At 46.5% G+C, this 21,792-nt stretch carries 20 protein-coding genes and 1 pseudogene; 12 read left to right on the forward strand and 9 right to left on the reverse strand.

Annotation, left to right across the window (positions count from 1 at the left end):
* Positions 1–121: 121 nt before the first annotated feature.
* The 5 genes from B156_RS0120390 to B156_RS0120415 all read left to right on the forward strand — a co-directional run bounded on the left by B156_RS0120390 (position 122) and on the right by B156_RS0120415 (position 3,646).
* Positions 122–604, forward strand: a complete 483-nt coding sequence (locus B156_RS0120390; RefSeq protein WP_157627112.1) for a hypothetical protein — start codon at positions 122–124, stop codon at positions 602–604.
* Positions 605–670: 66 nt separating this feature from the next.
* Positions 671–1,171, forward strand: coding sequence for a hypothetical protein (locus B156_RS0120395; protein ID WP_018621635.1), 501 nt, complete (start codon positions 671–673; stop codon positions 1,169–1,171).
* 317 nt (positions 1,172–1,488) lie between these two features.
* Positions 1,489–1,995, forward strand: coding sequence for a hypothetical protein (locus tag B156_RS0120405; protein ID WP_211211243.1), 507 nt, complete (start codon positions 1,489–1,491; stop codon positions 1,993–1,995).
* 417 nt (positions 1,996–2,412) lie between these two features.
* Positions 2,413–2,610 carry a hypothetical protein gene (locus tag B156_RS29575; protein ID WP_018621638.1) on the forward strand — a complete coding sequence of 66 codons (198 nt, stop codon included), beginning with the start codon at positions 2,413–2,415 and terminating at the stop codon, positions 2,608–2,610.
* A gap of 58 nt (positions 2,611–2,668) precedes the next feature.
* Positions 2,669–3,646, forward strand: coding sequence for a tyrosine-type recombinase/integrase (locus tag B156_RS0120415; RefSeq protein ID WP_018621639.1), 978 nt, complete (start codon positions 2,669–2,671; stop codon positions 3,644–3,646).
* Between the two features lie 825 nt (positions 3,647–4,471).
* On the opposite strand, the gene B156_RS0120425 is transcribed toward B156_RS0120415, so the two are convergent.
* From B156_RS0120425 to B156_RS0120440, 4 genes are all read right to left on the reverse strand, one after another.
* Positions 4,472–5,260 carry a hypothetical protein gene (locus B156_RS0120425; RefSeq protein ID WP_018621641.1) on the reverse strand — a complete coding sequence of 263 codons (789 nt, stop codon included), beginning with the start codon at positions 5,258–5,260 and terminating at the stop codon, positions 4,472–4,474.
* Positions 5,261–5,500: 240 nt separating this feature from the next.
* Positions 5,501–5,686 (reverse strand): hypothetical protein, encoded by a 186-nt coding sequence (locus tag B156_RS31495; protein ID WP_157627113.1) that lies wholly within the window; start codon positions 5,684–5,686, stop codon positions 5,501–5,503.
* Between the two features lie 66 nt (positions 5,687–5,752).
* Positions 5,753–7,120, reverse strand: a complete 1,368-nt coding sequence (locus B156_RS0120435; protein WP_157627114.1) for a hypothetical protein — start codon at positions 7,118–7,120, stop codon at positions 5,753–5,755.
* A 547-nt stretch (positions 7,121–7,667) separates the two neighbouring features.
* On the reverse strand, positions 7,668–8,285 hold the full coding sequence (locus B156_RS0120440; protein ID WP_018621644.1) for a hypothetical protein: 618 nt from the start codon (positions 8,283–8,285) through the stop codon (positions 7,668–7,670).
* A gap of 112 nt (positions 8,286–8,397) precedes the next feature.
* Here B156_RS0120440 and B156_RS0120445 point away from each other — a divergent pair, with 112 nt between their 5' ends.
* Together B156_RS0120445 and B156_RS29580 are read left to right on the forward strand one after the other, a co-directional pair.
* Positions 8,398–8,835, forward strand: a complete 438-nt coding sequence (locus tag B156_RS0120445; RefSeq protein ID WP_018621645.1) for an ASCH domain-containing protein — start codon at positions 8,398–8,400, stop codon at positions 8,833–8,835.
* Positions 8,836–8,948: 113 nt separating this feature from the next.
* Entirely contained in the window at positions 8,949–10,280 is a 1,332-nt protein-coding gene (locus B156_RS29580; protein WP_018621646.1) for a transposase, read from the forward strand.
* A 664-nt stretch (positions 10,281–10,944) separates the two neighbouring features.
* On the opposite strand, the gene B156_RS0120455 is transcribed toward B156_RS29580, so the two are convergent.
* Together B156_RS0120455 and B156_RS0120465 are read right to left on the reverse strand one after the other, a co-directional pair.
* The gene (locus tag B156_RS0120455) at positions 10,945–11,433 is read right to left on the reverse strand and encodes a hypothetical protein (RefSeq protein WP_018621647.1); all 489 of its coding nucleotides are present in this window, start codon (positions 11,431–11,433) and stop codon (positions 10,945–10,947) included.
* A 706-nt stretch (positions 11,434–12,139) separates the two neighbouring features.
* Positions 12,140–13,348, reverse strand: coding sequence for a RepB family plasmid replication initiator protein (locus B156_RS0120465; RefSeq protein ID WP_084757810.1), 1,209 nt, complete (start codon positions 13,346–13,348; stop codon positions 12,140–12,142).
* 1,064 nt (positions 13,349–14,412) lie between these two features.
* Between B156_RS0120465 and B156_RS0120470 the strand changes: the two genes are divergently transcribed.
* A complete protein-coding gene (locus B156_RS0120470; RefSeq protein ID WP_018621650.1) occupies positions 14,413–15,141 on the forward strand; it encodes a hypothetical protein in 729 nt (242 codons plus the stop codon).
* Positions 15,142–15,204: 63 nt separating this feature from the next.
* Entirely contained in the window at positions 15,205–15,516 is a 312-nt protein-coding gene (locus B156_RS0120475) for a hypothetical protein (RefSeq protein WP_018621651.1), read from the forward strand.
* 412 nt (positions 15,517–15,928) lie between these two features.
* Here the strand turns inward: B156_RS0120475 and B156_RS0120480 are convergent, their stop codons facing one another.
* A complete protein-coding gene (locus B156_RS0120480) occupies positions 15,929–17,053 on the reverse strand; it encodes a transposase (RefSeq protein WP_018621652.1) in 1,125 nt (374 codons plus the stop codon).
* A gap of 203 nt (positions 17,054–17,256) precedes the next feature.
* The gene (locus tag B156_RS0120485; protein ID WP_018621653.1) at positions 17,257–17,556 is read right to left on the reverse strand and encodes a hypothetical protein; all 300 of its coding nucleotides are present in this window, start codon (positions 17,554–17,556) and stop codon (positions 17,257–17,259) included.
* Positions 17,557–17,668: 112 nt separating this feature from the next.
* Between B156_RS0120485 and B156_RS0120490 the strand changes: the two genes are divergently transcribed.
* The 3 genes from B156_RS0120490 to B156_RS29590 all read left to right on the forward strand — a co-directional run bounded on the left by B156_RS0120490 (position 17,669) and on the right by B156_RS29590 (position 21,523).
* Positions 17,669–18,139: a LexA family protein gene (locus B156_RS0120490; protein WP_018621654.1), complete on the forward strand. Its 471-nt coding sequence runs from the start codon at positions 17,669–17,671 to the stop codon at positions 18,137–18,139.
* Positions 18,140–18,730: 591 nt separating this feature from the next.
* On the forward strand, positions 18,731–20,467 hold the full coding sequence (ltrA, locus tag B156_RS0120500) for a group II intron reverse transcriptase/maturase (protein WP_018621656.1): 1,737 nt from the start codon (positions 18,731–18,733) through the stop codon (positions 20,465–20,467).
* 330 nt (positions 20,468–20,797) lie between these two features.
* Positions 20,798–21,523, forward strand: coding sequence for a tyrosine-type recombinase/integrase (locus B156_RS29590; RefSeq protein WP_018621657.1), 726 nt, complete (start codon positions 20,798–20,800; stop codon positions 21,521–21,523).
* A gap of 60 nt (positions 21,524–21,583) precedes the next feature.
* On the opposite strand, the pseudogene B156_RS31970 reads toward B156_RS29590, so the two are convergent.
* Positions 21,584–21,792: pseudogene (locus B156_RS31970) on the reverse strand (recombinase family protein); the annotation flags it as partial.

Below are 21,792 nucleotides of genomic sequence, written 5' to 3' on the forward strand. Positions count from 1 at the left end.
TAAATTGATGTGGAAATTATTTCGTTTTCATGAAAGTCAGCCGAATCTAAGTGCCTGCCATTCGTCAAAAGGAGTGAAGATCATACAAAAAATATAGAATCATTTATACTTGAATATCCCTATGCAAACAGCAACAATGAGTCTTGATCGTCCTTACACTGATCTTATGCCCAAGGACATATTTATCTTTTTATTATATGGAACTTATTTCACCATGCCTCCAGGAAGTGCATTCTTGAATTTTGTCATTGCCTCTTATTGGCTGTGGCATTTTCCAGTATCTCACACGGCCCGGCTACTGCCAGGATTATACAAAAACGTGGAGAAGGAACCGTATTTTAAGATCATTATAGACTTTTATAAAGTACTTAAGTCGATAAAAAAGCAGGGGTTAGCCACGCTTGAAGAGAAGAAAGAATTGAAGCAAATTGAGCAAACTATAGAAGAAATAAGTCCTACACCTCGATTGTTATTAGCGAAATACTATCCAAATGTGCTGCTTGGGGCAGTTGTACTAGCTTTTGTAAATTACCGGTTGCACAGGATTTTCCCTGAGACGATGAAATTATTATTCGGTGAAAGCATCTGGCAACATTTTCAGTAAAATTTTGAGAACTTAACTCAAATCATACGTATTAAAAACTGATTGTAACCGACAAAATCTAATCACATGAAACTCTTTACACAAACCCGTTACTATCAATATTTTTCCCCATTTATCTGCCAAATCATTCCGGCTCATCCAGCCCGAGATTTTTGGACCAGGATTTTACTGGCTTTTCTGTTAAGCCGTAGCTTGGAGAGTTTAATTGACCTGGTAGAACCTGTACTGGGATCACCAATCGATAATACCTGGCAATACTATACGTATCTGGGTCTGGAGACACTTAGGTATGGTTCATGGTTTTGGGGAATCTGGTACGGCCTGGTACAGACTATAGATTTTGCCTTCAACCCGCATCCGAAATCGCTATTTTCGGCTGCTAACTCAGCCTTTGTGCTGACCTGGATATTGGTGATGGGTGCCATTCAGTTTGTAAACCGTACCGTTGAGGCAACGTACGCCGAGGTCATAACCGTTTCGCTACTAATTGCCTTTATGGTCAGTGTTATTATCCCCACTTGCTTCGGTCCCCGTCGCTCATTCAGCCAGGGCGAGTCCGTAGATTGAATCATTAAATAAGGTAAGCTCACCCGTGCGCTAGCCAAAAGATAACGGCTAATTAATGGCCTGCCTAAGTCGAATTGGCGTCCCCCTTGATCACCATCCTAAATTGATTACTAAATGCCAGGTTCATCTACTGGAGTCTGGTAATCTGTCAGCTACCCCAACTGGGGCCATTTACAACCATGCTTTACCAATCTTTTTTACTGGTTCATATTCTCGCCGGCAGTATTGGCCTGCTGACGGGGCCCCTGGCTATAGCGGTCAAAAAAGGCGGGCTAGCTCACCGCCGCCTCGGTATCGTCTTTTAATATACCATGCTCGTGGTGGCTAGTTCAGCCCTGGTACTGGCCATCCTGCACAACATCCCGTTTCTGTTTGCGGTGGGTATTTTCAGCGGTTACATGAACATTACCGGTTACGCGATTCTGCGCCAAAAACGGCAGGGATTTCTCAACCAAACGGGTCTACTAGAGCGGGTCACTTCCGTTTTAATGCTGCTGTTTAGCCTCTACTTCCTGGGCTACGGAATTTACATTCTTTTTCAGCGCGATTATTTTGGGTTAGTCTTCATCTTTTTCGCCCAAAGTTCGTTTCGCATGTTGTGGCAGGACTGGCGCTTATTCAAACAACAGGGAGTAGCACCATCCACCTGGTTACTGGTTCATTTAACGCGCATGATCGGTACGAGTATTGCCGCCTACACGGCGTTTCTGGTCGTCAACAGTTCATCCAGGGTGAGTCTGGTGGGCTGGTTTTTGCCAGCCCTGCTGGGCGTGCCCATTATCGTGTACTGGAGCCGGAAACTAAAGAAAAAAAGAACCCTATAATTAATTCGCATGGAGATGATTTTACTTCGTACGCTTCACTTCCCAGGCGACTCAAGCGCGAAGTCGACGTTGCTTACGGCCATAAGCGAACCGTATGCGCGGGAGTCTGCCCGGCGGCCCCGATACGGTTCATGCGGATCTAAGAAAATTCGCTTCATCAGGACGTGTTCTAACTATAACTACAGGTGCCGTTATCTACGATAACATTTAATTATCGTAGATAATCATTTTTTCTGTAAATTGCCCGTCAATTCTAGATAAACGGGCAAGTTGCCTTGTAATCGTCGCCCTAGTGGCGCACTTATTGCCGCTTGCAACTAGGGCGCCAGTGGTGGTCCTGTCGTTTCGGGTCAACTACCATAAAGCTAAGAAGAGAACCAGGCACAAAAGCTGTATCCGTAAAACATCAATCATATCATGGACTTAAACCAAATCCAACAGGCAATTGCTAATTTACCAGAGGCCGAGTACAAACAACTCACCGAATGGATTACCGAACACGATTTCGCCAGATGGGATAAACAGATCGAACAGGATCTGGAGAGCGGCCGCTTAGATCCGCTCCTGAAAGAACTAAAGCAGGAGATACGGGAGGGTAGAACGACCTTACTGTAACGGTGGGCAAGCCCTGCTGCAATCATTTTTTACTTCGGCCATCGCCCCATCTTACTTTATGGAAACAGGTGAGTCACTACCGGCTGTTTATAGTCAGATCACAACCGATGGTCAACGACTGCCGGGCCTGAATGAACAGCAACAAAAAGCACGGGAGTTCTATGAAAGTGGACTCTACGGAGCACCCAATTCAAAAAAAGCCTACCAATCCGATGTAAAGCAATACCTGGCCTGGTACCACCATAAAGGCTACGAAGCCCTGCCGTCTACATCTCAGGCGCTGGCTGAATACATGACCGAACTTTCAACCGACAAAGGCTATTTTACGCTTCAGCGGCGGCTGGCCAGCATTGCCAAATACCACCGGATTCATAACCTGCCTTCGCCGACAATCCACGAGCAGTTTAAGCTATTTATGAAGGGGGTGAGACGAGAAAAGACGATTCGGCAAAAACAGGCCATGGCCTTCACCCTGGACGAGTTTAGACAAGCGGTCGACAGCCAACCCCTGACGCCTACCGGTCTACGTAACCGGCTTATCTTGTTATTGGGCTTCACGGGCGCCTTCCGGCGTCAGGAGCTGGTCGATATCAATGTAGAAAATCTGGAGTGTCGTTCCGATGGTATCTTAATTACAATCAATCATTCGAAAACGAATCAGGATGGGGTTGAAGAAGCCAAATTTGTAGCAAAGGCAAAACAGGAAGCGTATTGTCCGCTTCGTACCCTTCAACAGTGGCTGACGCTCATCGGCCGGGCCGAAGGGCCTTTATTTGTTCGCATCCGCAAGGGAGAACGGCCAACCCTGGACCGTTTATCTGATGATTACGTGAATCTGCTGACCAAGGCTGCCTTCGGTCAGTACTATTCCGCCCACTCCATGCGCGCCTCCTTTGTGACCATCTCCAAAGACGCGGGCGTCGATAACCGGAAGATTCAGAATCAAACCAAGCATAAAACAACCCAGATGATTGATCGATATGACCGTCGGCGGGATGTCATTTACCAGAACGCATCAACGGAACTCGATTTGTAATTTTTTACCAAGACAACGACGAACGAACACTTATTCGTAAATACGTCCTATGCCGCCGGATTGATGGCCATCAATCAACACAGCATTCAGAAGTCATGCCTATACTCGATAATCAACGTTGAAGATAAAACCGGAAAAAGCGCCATCCCGACTACGAAGGCTAACCTCTTCCGGTTTTGGTATGATGTTTCAGTACTTAACTTATACAAATGATTTCCTCACCCGTAACTGTCGTGGCCAGTGGCAAAAAGCAAAGGTTAGGGCTACCGAAACATAACATACCGCGCTCAGTACCGTTGCTCTGTCCGCTGTTATGACAGTTAAAGCCTTTAGCATTTCTTGGTTGGCCATAGGTAAGCCCCACCCTAAAATCATTAGGATAATTAACGCACCGATAAGGTCAATTACAGAATTTTTATCAGTCAAATCTAAATTACGAATCGCCCAGCAGGATGGTAAAATTAGTGAAATGGATGTCAGGCACATTACTGGCACAAAAAGCAAAAGGTAGCTAAGCGAGTACTCGGTTTCAGTCCCTGGCGCAAACAAATGAAGTGGCTCGATTACCGACCAACAAAAGGAAAANATTTTACTATAAAGAGCGGCAACCGCAATTGGCAGAGTAACTAATACAATTCGTGCGATCGGCTGGGTCAGGTCTGTAAAAAACGGATACCTCTGTTCCAGATTAGTAGACAGACGATCAATCCTTTCATTAATTTGAAAAATATCCATGGCGATTTAACCGGTTAAAAGGTGAAAAATGACTTATAAGTCGGGGGAAATTAATAAGGCTGTGAGCGAGTGAATAAACGAGGAAAGGTATTAGCCTGACGAATTCATTGAATCGTTGTCAGGCTCACGGTAAGGAGCGAAAAATTCTTCGGGACGGGGAGATAAGGTCAAGCTTATTGATTGCTGCCAAGGTAAATGCATGAGGTGATACCCGATAAACCCTGCTACCAACAGACAGCACAAACCTGTAGTACAGTAGTAGAGAAAGATTAGTAAAGAGCCAAGAAAATCAACCAGTGATTTATTGGTTATAAAGGTTGAGCCGGGTAATAAATCAACTAAATCAGTACCACCGACTACGCCCCGTAACGGACTGCTTCCCGGTAGATAATGGGTTCGGCCAAAAGGTTCAGACATTACATCGGACGGCTGAGCAAACTCGTCGCCTAGCGGATTATGTAGAAAATGGCATACCGAAAGTCGGTAGGCATACTGGTTGGCTTTTTTGGGTTGTTGCCGAATGAGTGTTATCCCGTACAGTATAAGCCGGTTGAGATCGTCCTGGCTTAAGCGTTTAGCGACGTAGATAAAACTTTCTCTAGGCAAATCGAATAACCCCTTAAACTGATGGTTATCCTTTCTGGAGAGCTTAATGTGATTTGGAAAATTCGTTGCTGAAACTAGATCAGATTCGGCAGTAAGGTTACTACCTGGGGGAGCATACAGATAAGAGCCAGCAGCCTTACCGTATCTAAATGGTTTATAGGCAAATGAATTAGCCGCATGGTGATCCGCTTTTGCAGGTGGATTTGACCTATAGCCCATGTAGCCTAGAAAACCCAGGGTTCCGGCGCAAAAAAGAAAAAGCAATGTTTTCATAAAGGTCTTTTATACAGCACAATGCTGATTTATGAGGTGGTACGTTGACAACTGGGGTACGAGTAAACGGCAAGGCTTTAGTACGCAGCTGCTGGTAAATCATGTAGGTTTACCCCTGGGTAGCCAAAAACAAGGCAAGGATTCTTCACCACGTACCCAGACCTGAACCCCATCACTCAGCCGTTCAACAACCGTAGGCGGCTTAAATTCAGGTTTATCATGTAATTCAAGGGCGTACCCCTAGGAATCACTAATCAGCTTGTGACGAATTTTTCGAACCGTTTTAATGAGCATGACCGAAAGCACACCATCATACGTCTGGGGCCGTCGGTTGCGGCTTAGACTGATTGTGACCAGGAATTGTCCTGGACGAGGCTGCTCATCATCAGGATGGAGATAATAGGTTATCTTTTTGAGCGCTTCCATAACTAGCGAATTTTAACGACTGTATTCGGCCTACGGACAATAGGTCCGAAGGTGGTGCGAATGTGTTTAGGACAGAGCCATCTTACCGGCAGATATCATATCGAGCTGCTCTAATTCAAATCGACCGAAATACACGTCTCCTCCTTCAGCAATCGTTGCAATTTGTTGGCCGTTCAGGCCCAGCGATCGACAGAAAGCAAGCGATTCATCGCTATGGGTTTGAACCGACCAGTCGAGTACTTTTCCGCTCTCCAGCACGTATTCAACCGTGCGGGCTAAATGAAACATGCCAACGGCGTGTGAGGCCAGTGATTTAGGGCAGTTCAATGAGAAATAAAGTCGAAAGGCTGCACTGTAGAGTACGTCGCCAGTAACTGTTGTATAATTCTTATGGGAATTAATCAGGCTAATCAGTCGCTTTACTTGAAAAACGCTACCCCCTGTTGAGCATATCTGAATAGATACCCGGTCTGGACTGACCCGGTTGAGCGGAACTCGCTGGGCATAATCCGTTAGAAACTCACTGTATTTAGCTTCCAAGCCTTTATAGGTTTCCTCATCGATGATCGCAATGCTAAAAAAGTAAGCCTTCGAAACCGGAGGTATTATAAGTTGGGATGAAGGTGTCGACTTGTATGACACCTCCGGAGCGAAGTAGCGGGTTTTCAGCCGATCGACTAAAAACTGACGATGGCGAGTAATAGCAACCGCTGGATTAGCCGTGTAGGATTGGTAATAATAAGGTCCATAAACCGTTTCGACGCGTGTACGGCAGGTCTGGCAGTACGTTGTCATCTCGTTTACCGGTCGTTTACGCTCGACTAGCGACCGGCCAAAACACTCGGGGCATATCTTTACCTCACGGGTAGGTAATGAAGTAAGTAATTCATAATCCGTTAATTTAAGCCGATCTAAATACTGATTTCGGGAATATGTATTTAACTGATTATTGGAAACAATCTCATCCATGGGAACTTCGTCTGTTAAATGATCCCGATGGGTTATTTCCCCTGATAAATCGTAAATAGAATACTCATTTGCTTCAGATATAGGGCCTATACTAGGCTTATGAGACAAAGAAGAAATAACTTGGTTAGCCAAGAATTGAGAAGCAAAGTCTATAGAATCACCCCGATTCTGCTCATTGAAAGCGACCTCAATGCAGTCGGCAATGTTAGTAAGCTCTGATTCGTAGCTAGCATCAATTGTATTCGTTGACAAATCAACGGCTAAATCTACCTGATCGTCATTTTGCGAGCGGGTATCCAACTCAGTAAGCATTTGGTCCAGCTCAGGTGAATCAGCTACAAGCCATCGGTTTAATACCAGGTACGCGTAACGACTTAAGGTATAATTGAATTGATGGGCCGGTATGGCCCGCCTGTCATCGTTATCAAAATAGCGTTGAACGGTTGGTTTCACGTTGGTCATCATTGATCTCAGGTGATCAATACACTCGTTCTCGTTATAGGCCAGGTGGGTTAGGTCAACCAGTAACTGCGCTACCTGGTAGCGTAATAAGAAAGCGGTTGCCGGATCGTATTCTGGTTGGTTTTCTAGCGTTCGGCGTTTGGGCTTCAGAAAACTACCTACGTGCCAAGCCGAGTGCTTGACCTCAACTGACGAAGTCGACGGAAGAAAGAGCCCTTCGTTGATAAATTGATTTATAACTGTATCAGCCCTGTTTAACTGGAGTTTAGTGAACTGCTTCAATACATCAAATTTTTCCTGTAGGGAATCCATAGTCGTCGGATTTAGTGGTCAAGCGACCTTGGTTAGAAAGTCAAGTGAATCCGGTAAAGCGGCTGAACAGTGCCTTTAGCGGGTGAGACAGGATATTGCTTCGCACACACATGGACAATAAAATGCGCAATGCTTACCCCTGTGAGCAGGCAAAACAGACCGATAGCAACCAATCTAAAAAGCCAGATCCGGTAAGGCCGGTTTCGGGTAAGTGAGCTGGATTTCATTATATAGCTAGTTAAGTGGTAATACGGGCTGAAATAAGCGTAGATAGGTTTGTTTCCAGCACCTGGAAGAGCCAGGCCAATCGATTATCCTGACGAGTCAGTAAATAGATCAGGCGGCTGCCCGATAGTAGGTGAATCGAGCAGGCCCAGCCAAGGTGTACCGCGTGGGAACGGTTGGTCACCCCCAGATGGATAAAAAGACCACTGACTTGATTGATCTGACACAGGTGACCGAACTCGTTGGCCCAGGTAGGGTTTTTGCGGAGGGAACCCTGGCAACAGGCAACCAGCAGCCGTTCCCCATTAATCCCTCTTAGGGCAATAACCGTGAAGGCTAATTTGTCGGTAGTTAGCTCAACCTGTAGATCGTCGGCAACCAACTGGCGAAAGCCAAGCTTGATAATTTCAACGAAAATGGGATAGTCTACCTGCTTTAAAAACCTCAGACGGCGGGCTTCCAGGTTAGGTTTAGCTAGAGTCAGGAAATCAGCGTAAGCCGCTGAGCTGGCAAAATGCAAACTCCTGGGGTTTTTGGTCAAATCGGGTTCGAAGCCAAACCAGACCCAAAGTAACCATATCCCCAGCAGAAGTAGCATTATGCCGATAATCCAGTGTTGAGCCAAAGCCATTATCTAAAATTCATTTCTTTTACGACTATTAAAATAAATTTTAAATATTTTTACATCCTAATATTTTGTTGTTTTTAACGACATAATTTTCAGTAACCGGCCGACTCCTATCATGACTACGCGCGCAAAATCCATTCCGACACTCCCTCGTGTACGTCTGCAGTTGACCATGTATTTTGCGTATCAGGGCCAGCAACGACCTGATTACGCGGCGTATACGACCACCTTCGAAGCGGTCAAAGCGGGTAAACGAACGGCCACCTTACGGAAGAAAGAATGGTATAAAAAAACACCTTGGCATTATCAGTCGCTCTTAACGCTGCAGCCGGGGGACTTACTGGTATTCTGGTCGGGGAAAGTGGTAGGCCAGGGCGAGCGGCTTATAGTTAAGGTGTTACAACAGCCTGTTGAGTTAGTCGGCAGCCTAACAGATGATAGGTTGGAAGACCTGTCACAATGTGAAGGATGGACAGTAGATTACCTTAAGCACAACGGATACCAGCGGCCCCAGGGTTGCATTCAACTTCTATATACAGTCGTGGAAGACTAAAATCGTTGGGTCGTAAAAAAACATGAGTCATCCCGAATTTTTTGGGTCTGACTAGAAAAGCGAAAACCTCCTGAACTTTGTGGTCGCCAAACTACAAAACAGGAGGTTTTCTGATGAATACTACTGCAAAACAAACCAATTCTGAGCAAGAATGGCCGCTATCAGTAGGCCTTTTTTATCAACAACGCTTAACTCAGTTCACCCGAAGCATTGTTGAGGAGTTAACAGCCTTGATGGATGTGCGGCTGGTGCGCACCTTTAGCCAGCTTCTGATCACTTTGTTACGCTTTAGGCACCGAAATAATGGGCTGTTATTGAGCGAATTAGGCGAACATCTACTCTCCGCTCGTCAAGCCCCAGCGGGTACCAAACGAATCTCCAATTTGCTAAGATGCCCTCATTGGAGTCATACCCTAATCCAGAAAGGTATTCGGACCAAAGCCCAAACCTTTTATGACCAACTTCATCAACAAGGCCAACGCGTGTTGATCCTGTGGGATGAAAGTGTGATGGAAAAGCCTGAGACACTGGCTAGTGAGGATCTGGCAGCCGTTCGCAGCAGTAAAGCTCGGAGACTCAAACGCATTCGTCCTGGCTACTTCAATCCACCCGATGGCAAACCCATTTGTGTCCCAGGCCTGGAATGGGTAGGCATTTTATTAGCTGGTACGAGTGGGGCTCCTTGCCTCTATAAGTTTGAGTGGTGGACTAGGCGGGGGGAGCATGCCCGCCAGCGGACGGATGTGCTCGATGATACTTTGAGCGAACTGACCCAGCGTTTTGGTCAGACCGTCTTGCATGTCTTTGATCGAGGCTATGCCTCCCAGACTTGGTTAGGAAAGTTATTGACGGCTCAACTGAAAGGCCTGATTCGGTGGCAAACCCATTATCGCTTACTGCATCAAGCGGGCGAATCAATAAAGACTTGGGAAATAACCCGTGGCAAACGGTCAGTCGATCATCGGTTAGTGTATGATGCCGTTCAGAAGTGTTATCGAAAAATGGGTATTATTTACCAGCCAGTCCGGCATCCAGCTTACCCTGATGTGGCTCTGTATTTGATTGTATCGCGCCCTGGTAAGGGGCGTACGCCTTGGTATTTGCTGACGAATGAGGTTATTGACTCAGTGGAAGCGGCCTGGCAAATGGTATTTGCTTATGCCCGTCGTTGGCAGATTGAGACCGCCTTCCGCTATTCCAAATCGGAACTGGCTTTAGAATCCCCTCGCTTATGGTTCTGGGAAAACCGACTCAAGTTGATGATGATCGTCGCTTTGTTATATGCCTTTTTACTTTCCTTACTACGGGCTGAGCTAAGCCACTGGCAGCAATTACTCTTGCGACTGGGTTGCCACCGAACTGGAAAGCGGTGCCGAGAAGCCTCAGCACCGCTTTACCGAATCCGAATTGCCTTCACTCATCTATGGAGCCAAAATTCGGGATGACTCATGTTTCAGCCGCGCGGGCGGCCCCGTTCTATCCTCACCATATCCGCCAACGCAAACCAGCGGTTCAACGTCTGGCAGATTGAGTTATTAAAAGTACTATTAATTCGACTATATTAGTTTAATTTAAATGAATTTTAAATTAAATTTTGAGTCCAATCAAATTGCTATCGCACGAATCAAAATCTAATTTTTAGGGATATAGCTGCGTTTGTGACCGGGCCACCACGGGCTCCGCCGGTGCGGGATATTTTTTTTCTCTCAAATGGCCGCAAGCCGAGCGCGGCTCCGAGTCGGACCGCTCAGGTGGCCCCGTCCCTCTCCGAAGAACTACCCAAGGATCAAGAAAAAAATAGAGCAATGGCCAGTACCAGTACTAGCCATGAGCCCATACTGGACGAACTTTTAGAACGAGGAGTTGAGGGCCTCCGGTAAGCAGCTGATTTTGTCGACCTAGCCATCGAGCGTTGCCCTGCTTTCGTTAGGGCCTTGCCTACTTAAAGGATTTGAGCAGAAGCGTTTCCATGATCTTGGCTCCGCAATCAAACCCTTTGCCTGGTGATAAAGGGGATCGGGGTCTTCTCCTGGCCATAATGATTTGTCTGTTCTGTTGCGGTCCCTCTTTTTGGACGCCCTTCTTTGCCACCCCGTGCAGTCTGGTTATTTATTGGTTGGAGGATACGCGGGCAAATAAAGCAGGCCGTAAACAGGTTAACGCCCAGGCAAGCACCAACACATAGCGTTCATGTTGATTCAGATCAGCGTTAGAACTATCACTAACTGATAGCATCAGCCACATCAGCATGACCCCACTGATCAACAACGGTCCGTAGCTACTCGGTAGATAATTAATCATAATCGATAAGCGCGTCAGTACCAGCCAGGCTACCCAGAAATTAGCGCATACCATTGCATAAAGGGCGCTAGTATATAGAGCAGCTCCTAATAGATTATCCGGCAATACATTGGCTACCAGGTACATAATTCCCCAGGCGGTAGCTAAGATGATAACCATCAGACAGGCGGCTAAAAAAGAAACAATCCGCTTCCTGGCCACTTCTGGAAATTCATAATAGCGGTCAGATTGACTTAAAGTGGAGGTAACAAATTGACAGAGCTGTTTGAATAGAAAGGTTTCTTCAGAGGATTTCATGGGCAGTTCAAATAGGATACGTTGACTAAGTTAATCAAATAACAACTTTGTCAAAATTGCTTCCTTAAATTCTAATTAAACGGCTTTTAGCTGATGCTTTAATCTGACTTAAGTTATGGGATACCATTGCAGTGCCTTTTCTATGGCTCGGCGGTAGTCAGTATCAATTTGTTTTGGAGCTTTGCGAATATATTCTTCCGCCAACTTTTTAATGTCTGGCTCCACTATATTAGAAAGGTAGTCTATGACTTGATCAATGGTATATCTTACAAAATCTACTCCGTAGAACTTACAAGGAAGCCCAGTCCATATTACAGCATCAATATCTTTCGTTATCATCCATTGGCGTATAGACTCTTTTATCGGATCTTCTGTAGTGTCTGTCTTTTTTATAAAATGAATACATTCCCGTCTCGGTTTACCTTCTCCAACCCGAAGCAACTCTTTGGCATCATCTTAGTTGGTAACTCTGGTCAGCGTCCATAAGCTACGGACTATTCTTTCGGATTTATTAATTACGAGTGTGATTCTACCATTTTGGGATTGCCATATAAATTCTAATGGTAAGAATAGGCCATCTTCAAACCAAACCTTTTGAACCTGTAAATCTCCCGGCTCCCAAACTAGAGAGCCCCATCCTAAACAAGCAATTTTCATATTTTAAGCTATCGTTTCTATTTCCACTAAGCGATTTAGTATAATTTCATCAGTTCTTTCCTTTTTTTGGGCCGCTCGGAGCCGGTAACTGATTAGCGCCTATTGGAAAGAATACACTTTTACGCATATAGGCATCATGCTTGTCCCGCTTAACCTGACCCGAACTGATGTAGCATTCAGCGACACAAAAGCGGTTTAAATACTCTGGGATATTCAGTATTTGGTTCTTTTCATCGGCCGTAAACTGGTTATAATAATCCCGTAAACTATTATGGACAAAGATCTGCTTTTCCTCCATCGTGTAATTAGCAATCGTTTCTAAAGACTCTTTCAACTTGTGTTTGGCCGTCTCTTCGATTTCCTGACTGGCTTCGAGCGAATTAGCTTCTTTAAAGGCAATCGTAAATTCGAGTGAACTGACTTTCCGTCCGACTCCCAATGTGACGTACGATACATCCAAATCCGTGAATTTGCTGATTTGCTCCATTGCTGGCTCTAAAATCCGAATTCGGATGTTAGAGAATTCTTCATAGGATTTACTGGTGGCACCCATAATTTCTTTAAACGCATTCAGATCAATTACCCACTTGCCCCGCCAGGCATGCCGGGATAAATACGAATACAATAACTGCGCGTATTCGCTGGTTAGTTTTAGTGCTGCATACAGTTCAAATTGCGCAAAGTTATTGCCTAGCTCAAGAAATCCTGGAATCAACAGTGGATGGAGTTGCAGCATGATGACGCCTTTACCGCGTATGTATTGAGCGGTAGGAAATACAGTTAAATGCGTATAAACGCCTTCCTCCGTCTCCCAGTCAACGGCGCGCTTACCCAACAATTTTATCATGTCCTTGATGTAGGTAACGCTCCATTTCACGTCATTGGCAATAATGTCTGACGAATGAAAATAAAAGGTCAACGCGCCATAGGGCTTAACCTGATCTGGGTTTCGATACTGAATGTTCCGAATCTGATTCAATACCAACCAGTACAGTCTTCGTTCCAAAACAGTCAGATGCATAAGCGCATGTAACAGGCGCATAGGCTCACGTACAATCGATTTGACAATGAGTTCATTGGTATGAGCCGAGTGCAACCCAAATGATAGACTTTTCGTGTTTGACTTTTTGACGGTCTCACTGTAGAAATCAATGGCTAGCTGATTATTCTCTTGAGTCACTTGTTGATGCCGTCCTTTCCGGGCCGTATTTCTTGAGGGTCGGTCGGAAAGATTAGAGGGTTGCATTGGCTCAGACATGGTCTACAAGGTTAAAAGCAGTTAAAAACAAGGTCTTTCGTGCTGACTTATAAGCAAATGTAAGCTAACGGAGTAAGATTACAAGAAGACAAGACATGTAAGGATAACTTTTTCGCTGAACAAGTAGTAACATAATGAAATTTAGTTTTTCCCTGCATTTTCATTTTATTTGACAGCTTTATTTTTTGGTAAATCTACTTTGTGAAAGATTGCCCCCAGGAGCTTAAGGCATCGTAGTCTAATTTCCAAAATGAAGCTGTATGGGCGTATAAAGTCACTTTTTGCCTGTAATTTTTGTTCAAACCGTAGCGGATTTGTAAGGTTAAATGGCTATAAATAGTAGCGGATTTGTAAGGTTGATAAGGAATGTTCTGATAAGCACAAACTAATTTAATTTAAAAATTAGTTTAAATACTATTAACTAAATAAAATGTAAATTTTTGCCCGGTATAAATGCTGAAATCATCGCCTGTTGTGAGGAAATATAACCCTGAAATTGCCAAGCAACTTGGGTATACCGAATAGAGCAAATTTGTAAGGGAATGGAGCAAATGAACTAAAACTTTTACTAATATACTGTTGATTATGAAGTAAATAGCCAGCTAGCTTGTTGGCCCATGTGCATTCGGGCTCAACGCTTTACTATTTGGAGCGGATTTGTAAGAGTAGTAGTAGATTTGTAAGGACAAACAGCACAAATAGAGCGGATTTGTCAGGGAATAGTAGCGGATTTGTAAGGATAAAAGCAGTGGATTTGTAAGGTAAAGCAGTGGATTTGTAAGGTAAAGCAGTGGATTTGTAAGGTGAAGTAGCGGATTTGTAAGAATTAAGCATGATAAAAAGCTAATCATCAACTGGTTAGACCTCCCCTATTATCTATCATATCCATTCAATAGAAAAAAAAAGACTATAACTATCTATAAATAATGAATTGTACGGCTTTTGTGGAAATGATAAAAGGAATGAAAATCAAAAATAAAAGAAATCGGATAAGATATTTGTTGATAACAATTACTTATTTACTTTTATAGTAAATAAGTGGCCTATACTTCAAGCTTGTACTAATGCCCAGAAAACCCGCCAAACGAAACGACGAAGCACCCCTTTCTGCCCTGCGCACCGTCCTCAAAACACAGGCCGTTGTGCTTTCGCCGGGTATTAACCAGATTAGCAATGCACCCCCGGCGGACCCCCACCTGGAATACTACTTCATTCCCATGCAGTATATGAAGCAGTACCAAGCCTACAACCGGCCGGGTAAGCCCCTGAAAAACCTGAAACTGGTCAACTACGACAAGCCCGCCATTTCCCTGTCTTTCTTTTTCAAGCACAAGTACTCCATTGAGCGCGCCGTCACCCACGGTGATGTCGTGCAGCATATCAAGAATTACCGGGACGAATTATTGAACTTGTCCTTAATGCAGCAGCTTAGCGTGGGCCAGCTCAAAGAACTTCAACAGACGGACGAACTATTACGTACCATTCGGGAAGAGCCCGATGCCTACCAGGCCTGCTTCTCCAATTACCACCACAAATATTACTACTGGTATTGCACCTACCGCTATTTTGATGATCTGGCTACCATGAAAACCACCACCTCGAGTGAACATTTGCTCAAGCATACCGAGCGGGTAGGCCATGAGGTACATGAACGGCTAAACATCATTTTCATTGATCCCGAATACATCAATGAATCGGTGCCACATGATCACAAATTGATCGATCGGGAGTTAAAAACGTTTCCTATTCAACTCCGGCAGGGAATTACCACGCTATATCTTCGGGAGATTTGAGACCACACAGGAGTTAGGCAACGAGTAACATACGCTTTTACACCTGTTAATGATGGACTAACCATGCCCGAGTTTTTGACCTACTTCCTGAGCCACATGCCCTCCCGTGATGAGTGGTTGGCCTTTCTGTTGGTAAACATCGTAGCCTACCTGGCCGCCAGAAATTCGGTGCTTCGCCGGGAACGACGGACTGAAAAGAAAACTTATAGCGAGCAGATAGCGCGACTGGAGACTGAGCGAATACGACACAGTCATTTTTTACAGGAGCAGGAGCAACTGGTCAAGGAGCACCGGGCAATGATTCAACAGCAGGCCAATCAACTGGATAAGTTAAACCAGCATCTGTATGCCCTCAGGCAGCTCCATCTCAACTAATGTAAACGCTGAGGTCAGGACTCCGGGTACCTGCCAACATTCCGGGAAAATGTTTCGTCAGATGAGGTTTACTACTTGATAAACAGTGATTTATCTAGATTCCGGTCTCCCTCTTGATACGAATGTTGATGGTCCGCCACTGCGGCCACTCCACTGTTTTCATTGGATTTGTTCAAATTAGCTGACGGATTAACCGAATAGTCTGAACCTTGATTGCTGAACAAGTTCGATTAACTAATTTGAGCACTTAAGAATGAGTTTATTGATCCTTTTCCTGCTCGGGGACAGGTACATTCATACGTTCGTTTCACTTTACTCCCTCATGACGCTCAGAGAAATCCTACCCGCCGATCTTCTCCTATAACGCACTAAAATTCAGAGTGTTACTACTGGCTGATGAAACATTTTCAGATTACTGGACATAGACCCATTTGGGGGTGATGAGTGTCTGCGCAATGGACTCCAAGTAGCGAGTAAAGCCGACCAGCGACTGAACATGGCTACGTAAACAACTGATGCCTTGACGAAAGAACGAGATGGCCATTGACGAGCGGCCATCTCGGTACACCTTTTGCTTCAACGAGCCATTCTCGAAGGCTTCGCGCAGGGATAGAACGTAAGCCATTACGACGATAGCGATGAGCAGCATAATCTTCCCATCGTCCTTGAAATTAAGATCTTCGATATTAAAACCCTGTGTCTTTAGGTGTTTGAAACACGTTTCGATCCGCCAGCGACGGCGGTAGGCTTCTGTGATCTTGACCTTGTGAATCAAGCTGGATATGAAGTATAAAATTGGCTCCTCAGGATCAGTTTTGGGGTTTTTGAGCATCACAATGGAGAGCGAACAGCCGTTCAGGACGAACCCTTTGATCACGCCCCGCTTGCGGTGGTGGGCTTGTCGGACTAACTTTGAATAAGCTGGACCGGGTGCTGCCCCAATAGGTAGCCGGTAACAACCCGCGCTAAGCCGGATGACAAAATCGACCCCTTGCAGACAAAGATAGCGTAGCCATTTCTCGCCAACGTATTCGCGGTCCGCTAACAGAATTTTACCCTTTAGGCGGTAATAGCGCAAGGCTCCGGTCATCAACTCTTGTCGTTCCACCTCACTACTATGTCCCTTCTTATTGAGCTGAATCCAGTAGATAGGAATGGCAGTGTCTCGATAAAGCATGCACAGGGTCAGCAAGTGGATTGGCTTCTTACCAACCCGCCAAGTGGTGGCATCCAGAATTAGGTACGTGAACCGGCTGTCAAAAAGTCGAAAGACGAACTGTAGAATGCAGATTATCAATTGATTGGGCGTCGTCAACCGAAAGAAACGAATGAGCCGCTTGTAGTGCGAGTCTGCTTTGGTGTGATCGTTATCCAGCAGCTGGGGCAAGTAGTCTTTGAGGACATTGAGCCGGGCCGCCGGGCGGTTAGTTGAGCGAGCCAGCACAATAGCTGCACAGACCAGCAGCAGGTTTCGGAAGACGTGTTCTGGCAGATCCGGAAAGAAGCGTTTACATTTGGCGAAAAGTGGCTTGGCCATAGTGATAGTTTTGATAAGTTTTAGCGAACTTAAACTTACCGTCGGTCAGCCACTTTTCTGTTTTTTACCCTCCATGTCCAGTAATCTGAAACATTTTCCCGGAATGTTGGCAACCTCCCGACTCCGTTCAGGTATAAAGGAATCCAACGGCAGTTCGGCCGTTCATCCTCAATGAGGGTTACCATCTACCTGGTAGGTAAGCCTTAACGCTTAGCAGCCTGGATCTTAGCCGTTCGCAGCATTTCCTCGGCTACGGCTGTCGCTTCCTCGTACCCGTGCCGCTCTAACGTCACGACATAGCGCTCATAGCGGGTGATTACACTGGCTACATTAAAGCTTTCCCGCCGTAGTCGCAGCGCGTGGTAGTCAGCGGGCAGGATGGAAACTAGTCTGGGAGACAGCTCAACAGATACTAAGGGACCATTGGCCGGAAACGCGATGGTATCCACAAAAACCAGCCGGCCAACGGCCAGCGCATTCAGGGCAATTTCTCTCTCTGTCATCGTATGTAGTAACGAAAAGAGCGTAGCCGATGTGATGTCTTTTATATGTTATTTGTATTATATATAACAAATAAGTATTATAGCGGTTTGATGCCGTATGCATCAACCGCCTATGATTGATACCCCGGACCGCATCCCACCCGAAAATATCTACCTGGTTAACGCCGCCCGGCGCAGGCGACTGCCGTTTTATGAGTCATTAGTTCCCGCCGGATTTGCCTCTCCCGCCGAGAATTATATCCGTGAAAAGCTAAGTTTGGATGAATTATGCGTGGCCCATCCCGACTGTACGTACTTTGTTAAGGCAGTAGGGGAGAGCATGATTGGCGACTACATTTATCCGGGTTCAATTCTGATTGTGGATTCGGTTAAGATGGTGTTTTCAGGCAGCGTGGTGGTGGCCTGGGTCAACGGGGAGTGCTGCGTCAAGCGGTTCGTCCGCAAAGGGCACATGATTATGCTTGAATCCAGTAATGAGAAGTACCCGCCGATCTACGTCCACCTGGACAAGGATCAATTTCGGGTGCTAGGTGTGGTCACATTCATTGTTTCTAAACCACCTAAGTATGTACGGCCTCGTTGATGGTAATAATTTTGTGCGACGTGAAAAGTCGAGTTCTGAATTGTTTTGCCGGGGACAACCCCGCGACAAAACCAGCCATTCCACTGGCTGTACGCTAGGAAGACGTGCGGACGGGCAACTGTCGGTACTAAGCATTCTGACAACGTACCAAAATCCACCCTAACCGTGAGGCGAAGGTGGTTCCGTTAGCATCCGACGGAATAGGGCAAGCGTGGATGGTATGGCTAACTCAGGTGAATCTTCGATAAACGTCGTTATCGCGAACAAGCCAAATGATGCTGATAGGCTTGAACCAAAAGGTACTGTGGCTGGTGTTGGGGCTGAATATTTCCCCAACCGTGGACAAAACAGCCACCGGCGGAAAGAAGGAGCCTAACCCATTCGATGTTCAGAACTCGAAACACGGTAAGCCCGTAGTTTTCCCACTGGGGTAGAGTTCCCGTAAGGAAACTCGACGAAACTGCGGGTAAAGGAGAGTGGAGAAAGCGAAGGCTAGTCTGTAACGGACTGGATAGGGGCTGCAATATCGCCCCACGCGAAAGCGGGCCCACTTCCACTTGGTCTCACTTCACAAGATAAACTGACTAACCTATGCAGGAGACAAAGCAGATGACGGAAGGGCCGCAAGGCACAACTGGTGCGGTTTCCGGCGAGATGGAAAGCTGGTTTGCCATTGAGTGGCAACGAGCTAGCTACCTGGTCAAGCGGCTTCAGGCGCGTATTGTGAAGGCTACTCAGGCGGGCCGTTGGGGTAAGGTGCAAGCCTTACAACGACTGCTCACCCGCTCGTTCAGTGCCAAAGCCTTGGCGGTGCGACGAGTGACAGAAAACAAAGGGAACCGTACTAGTGGCGTGGATGGTCAACGGTGGGCCAATCCACCCCGTAAACGGGAAGCAATCGGTGAGTTGAGAAGCCGGGGCTATTGTCCTCAGCCGCTCAAACGTATTTACATTCCCAAACGCAATGGCAAACAGCGACCGCTGAGTATCCCAACCATGAAGGATCGGGCCATGCAGGCCCTCTACCTGATGGCCCTACAGCCAGTGGCTGAAACGACGGCTGACCCTTGTTCATTCGGCTTCCGGCCAAGTCGGCAGGTAGCCGATGCGGTCGAACGGTGCTTTGGCCTGTTAAGCCGTCAGGACAGTCCCCAGTGGGTAATGGAAGCCGACATTGAGGCTTGCTTTGACTGCATTGATCATGAGTGGTTGCTCCAACATATTCCGATGGAGAAATCAATTCTACAAAAGTGGCTCAAAGCGGGTTATCTCGAAAAAGGCAACTGGTGGCCTACTACGGAAGGCACTCCGCAGGGTGGCATCATCTCGCCGGTACTGGCTAACATGGCCTTAGATGGTTTAGCCAAGGAGTTAGCCACACACTTTCCAAAGAGTCGCAGACAGCCTGACCGGGGCTATAACCCCAAGGTGCGGCTGGTACGCTATGCCGATGATTTTATTATTACCGGTATCAGTCGTCAGCAACTGGATGAACAGGTCAGACCTGTCGTCCGTGATTTCCTAAGGAAACGAGGTTTGCGACTCTCCGAATCGAAAACCAAGCTAACGGCCATCACTGAGGGATTCGACTTTCTGGGATTTACCTTCCGGAAGTTCAATGGGAAGTTGCTCGTTAAACCAGCCAAGAAGAGTTTACTCGCTTTTGTGCGATCGATGCGCCAACTGATCAAGGCCAATAAAGCCGCTTCTGCCGGCGTGTTGATTGCCTACCTCAATCCTAAAATCAAGGGGTGGGCCTACTTTTACCGGCATGTTTGCAGCTCGAAAAGCTTTCGTTGGCTGGACGCTCAACTCTTCCGCTGCTTGTGGCGGTGGGCACTCCGGCGACACCGGAAGAAGGGAAAGCGGTGGATTAAACAGAAGTATTTTAAACGATACGGCACCCGTAACTGGACGTTCAGTGGCGAAGCGATCAAAACAAATGGTCAGCCAATTGAACCGCATCTATTTTATGCTTCAGACGTCAAAATCCGGCGCCATGTTCGCATCAAAGAGGGAGCCAACCCTTTTGATGTACGTTGGGAAGAGTACTTTGAGCATCGACTGACCGAACGGATGAAGGCTACCTTTCGGGGTAGAGAGCAGCTAAACTATCTCTGGCGCGAACAGGCTGGTCGATGTCCTGTCTGTTCGGAGTATATTACCGACCAGACGGGTTGGCATAACCACCATATCCAACCCCGTGTGCTAGGTGGAGCTGATACGTCGGAGAATCGGATACTGTTGCATCCTGACTGCCACCGGAAAGTACATAGTCTTGGTCTTTCTGTCGAGAAGCCGCGTCGGGCGAAGGTCGGGCGTTTGTGAGGCTTGAGCCGTATGAGGGGAAACTCTCAAGTACGGTTCTTAGAGGGGTGGAGGGCAGCAATGTCCTCCGCCTACTCGACTACTGTTCAGCCCACCGCAGCTTTGACCCTACATTAGAGGGAAAGCCCATTGTTGTACTCTCTAACCGCGACGGTAATATTGTGGCCAGGTCCAATGATTATGTGGAATAGAATAAGGGCTTAAAGATTAAAAACAGCAATCGACTGGTGGATTAGCAAGACCATTTTTTTATATTTGAGTACTGATCGACTTGGTCTACACCTCTCTGATGAGTGCTTTTAGGTACATCATTGCAACCGCACGAAAGCGATGGAAGTGATTAGCATTCAACGTTGGTTGACAATTCAGGCTAACTTTGGTCTAGCCGCCAATACGGTTACGGCTTATCGACGGGCCTTGGATGACTTTGCGACTTTCTGCGTTACCGAGCTTATCGACCCGACTAAGGCTACCCGCGAACACGTTGCTCGATACGTACACCACTTAACCACTAGAACGCTGACATCCCGCCTGACTCAGGTAGGCACGCAGACTGGCTTAGCGAATGCGACTGTTCAACTGCGCCTAACAGCCGTTCGACTCTACTACGATTATTTGATGGAAGAAGGACTTCGGCCAGATAACCCAGTAGGTCGAGGTCGCTACACACCTGGACGTGGTTTTGCTGGTAATCGGGAACGAGGACGGGTACCCCGCTACCGAACCCTGCCCTGGATACCGAATCAAGAGGAGTGGTTGGCTTTACTGCAAGTGGTCAGACAGCAGCCACTACGAACTCGGCTCATGCTGGCTTTGGCTTATGATGGGGGCCTGCGTCGAGAGGAGTTGTGTTCCCTGCAAACAAGCGATATTGACCCCGCGTATCAACTAGTGACGATTCGGGCGGAGACTACAAAAGGAGGCAGGGGGCGAGTTGTGCCTTATTCGGTGGCCACTGGTAAACTATTAACGGCCTACCTGGAGCATCGACGCGAACTCACTCGACTCAGAGGCCCCTTATTTATCTCCGAGTCGAACCGAAATAGGGGTAGTTAACACATTTGGGGTAAATCCGCCACGTAAGCCAGATAACCTACTGTCATACAGTATATTATGCTAAAGTTTCCGCTTTTCAAGGTATTCTTTCAGCGATACATAGCGGCCATATTGTAAATGCACCCGAATGATGGTGTTTAAAGGGACACCCAGACCATGAAGATGTACGATTTTGCCCCGGTCTTTGTCATAAATTGACTTTTGAATTACTCCTTTGGGTTTACCTAGGGTGATACCCTGCTCTTTGCGAGCACGTAAGCCTTCTTTGG

Source organism: Spirosoma luteum DSM 19990 (genome assembly GCF_000374065.1).
In the GTDB taxonomy this organism is placed as follows: Bacteria; Bacteroidota; Bacteroidia; order Cytophagales; family Spirosomataceae; genus Spirosoma; species Spirosoma luteum.

Coding starts and splice junctions, on each gene's coding strand:
- B156_RS0120490 (WP_018621654.1), top strand. CDS start 17,669: ATGATTGATACCCCGGACCGCATCCCACCCGAAAATATCTACCTGGTT.
- B156_RS29575 (WP_018621638.1), top strand. CDS start 2,413: ATGGACTTAAACCAAATCCAACAGGCAATTGCTAATTTACCAGAGGCC.
- B156_RS0120445 (WP_018621645.1), top strand. CDS start 8,398: ATGACTACGCGCGCAAAATCCATTCCGACACTCCCTCGTGTACGTCTG.
- ltrA (WP_018621656.1), top strand. CDS start 18,731: ATGCAGGAGACAAAGCAGATGACGGAAGGGCCGCAAGGCACAACTGGT.
- B156_RS0120470 (WP_018621650.1), top strand. CDS start 14,413: ATGCCCAGAAAACCCGCCAAACGAAACGACGAAGCACCCCTTTCTGCC.
- B156_RS0120435 (WP_157627114.1), bottom strand. CDS start 7,120: ATGATGACCAACGTGAAACCAACCGTTCAACGCTATTTTGATAACGAT.
- B156_RS29580 (WP_018621646.1), top strand. CDS start 8,949: ATGAATACTACTGCAAAACAAACCAATTCTGAGCAAGAATGGCCGCTA.
- B156_RS31495 (WP_157627113.1), bottom strand. CDS start 5,686: ATGGAAGCGCTCAAAAAGATAACCTATTATCTCCATCCTGATGATGAG.
- B156_RS0120395 (WP_018621635.1), top strand. CDS start 671: ATGAAACTCTTTACACAAACCCGTTACTATCAATATTTTTCCCCATTT.
- B156_RS29590 (WP_018621657.1), top strand. CDS start 20,798: ATGGAAGTGATTAGCATTCAACGTTGGTTGACAATTCAGGCTAACTTT.
- B156_RS0120475 (WP_018621651.1), top strand. CDS start 15,205: ATGCCCGAGTTTTTGACCTACTTCCTGAGCCACATGCCCTCCCGTGAT.
- B156_RS0120485 (WP_018621653.1), bottom strand. CDS start 17,556: ATGACAGAGAGAGAAATTGCCCTGAATGCGCTGGCCGTTGGCCGGCTG.
- B156_RS0120465 (WP_084757810.1), bottom strand. CDS start 13,348: ATGTCTGAGCCAATGCAACCCTCTAATCTTTCCGACCGACCCTCAAGA.
- B156_RS0120455 (WP_018621647.1), bottom strand. CDS start 11,433: ATGAAATCCTCTGAAGAAACCTTTCTATTCAAACAGCTCTGTCAATTT.
- B156_RS0120425 (WP_018621641.1), bottom strand. CDS start 5,260: ATGAAAACATTGCTTTTTCTTTTTTGCGCCGGAACCCTGGGTTTTCTA.
- B156_RS0120390 (WP_157627112.1), top strand. CDS start 122: ATGCAAACAGCAACAATGAGTCTTGATCGTCCTTACACTGATCTTATG.
- B156_RS0120415 (WP_018621639.1), top strand. CDS start 2,669: ATGGAAACAGGTGAGTCACTACCGGCTGTTTATAGTCAGATCACAACC.
- B156_RS0120480 (WP_018621652.1), bottom strand. CDS start 17,053: ATGGCCAAGCCACTTTTCGCCAAATGTAAACGCTTCTTTCCGGATCTG.
- B156_RS0120440 (WP_018621644.1), bottom strand. CDS start 8,285: ATGGCTTTGGCTCAACACTGGATTATCGGCATAATGCTACTTCTGCTG.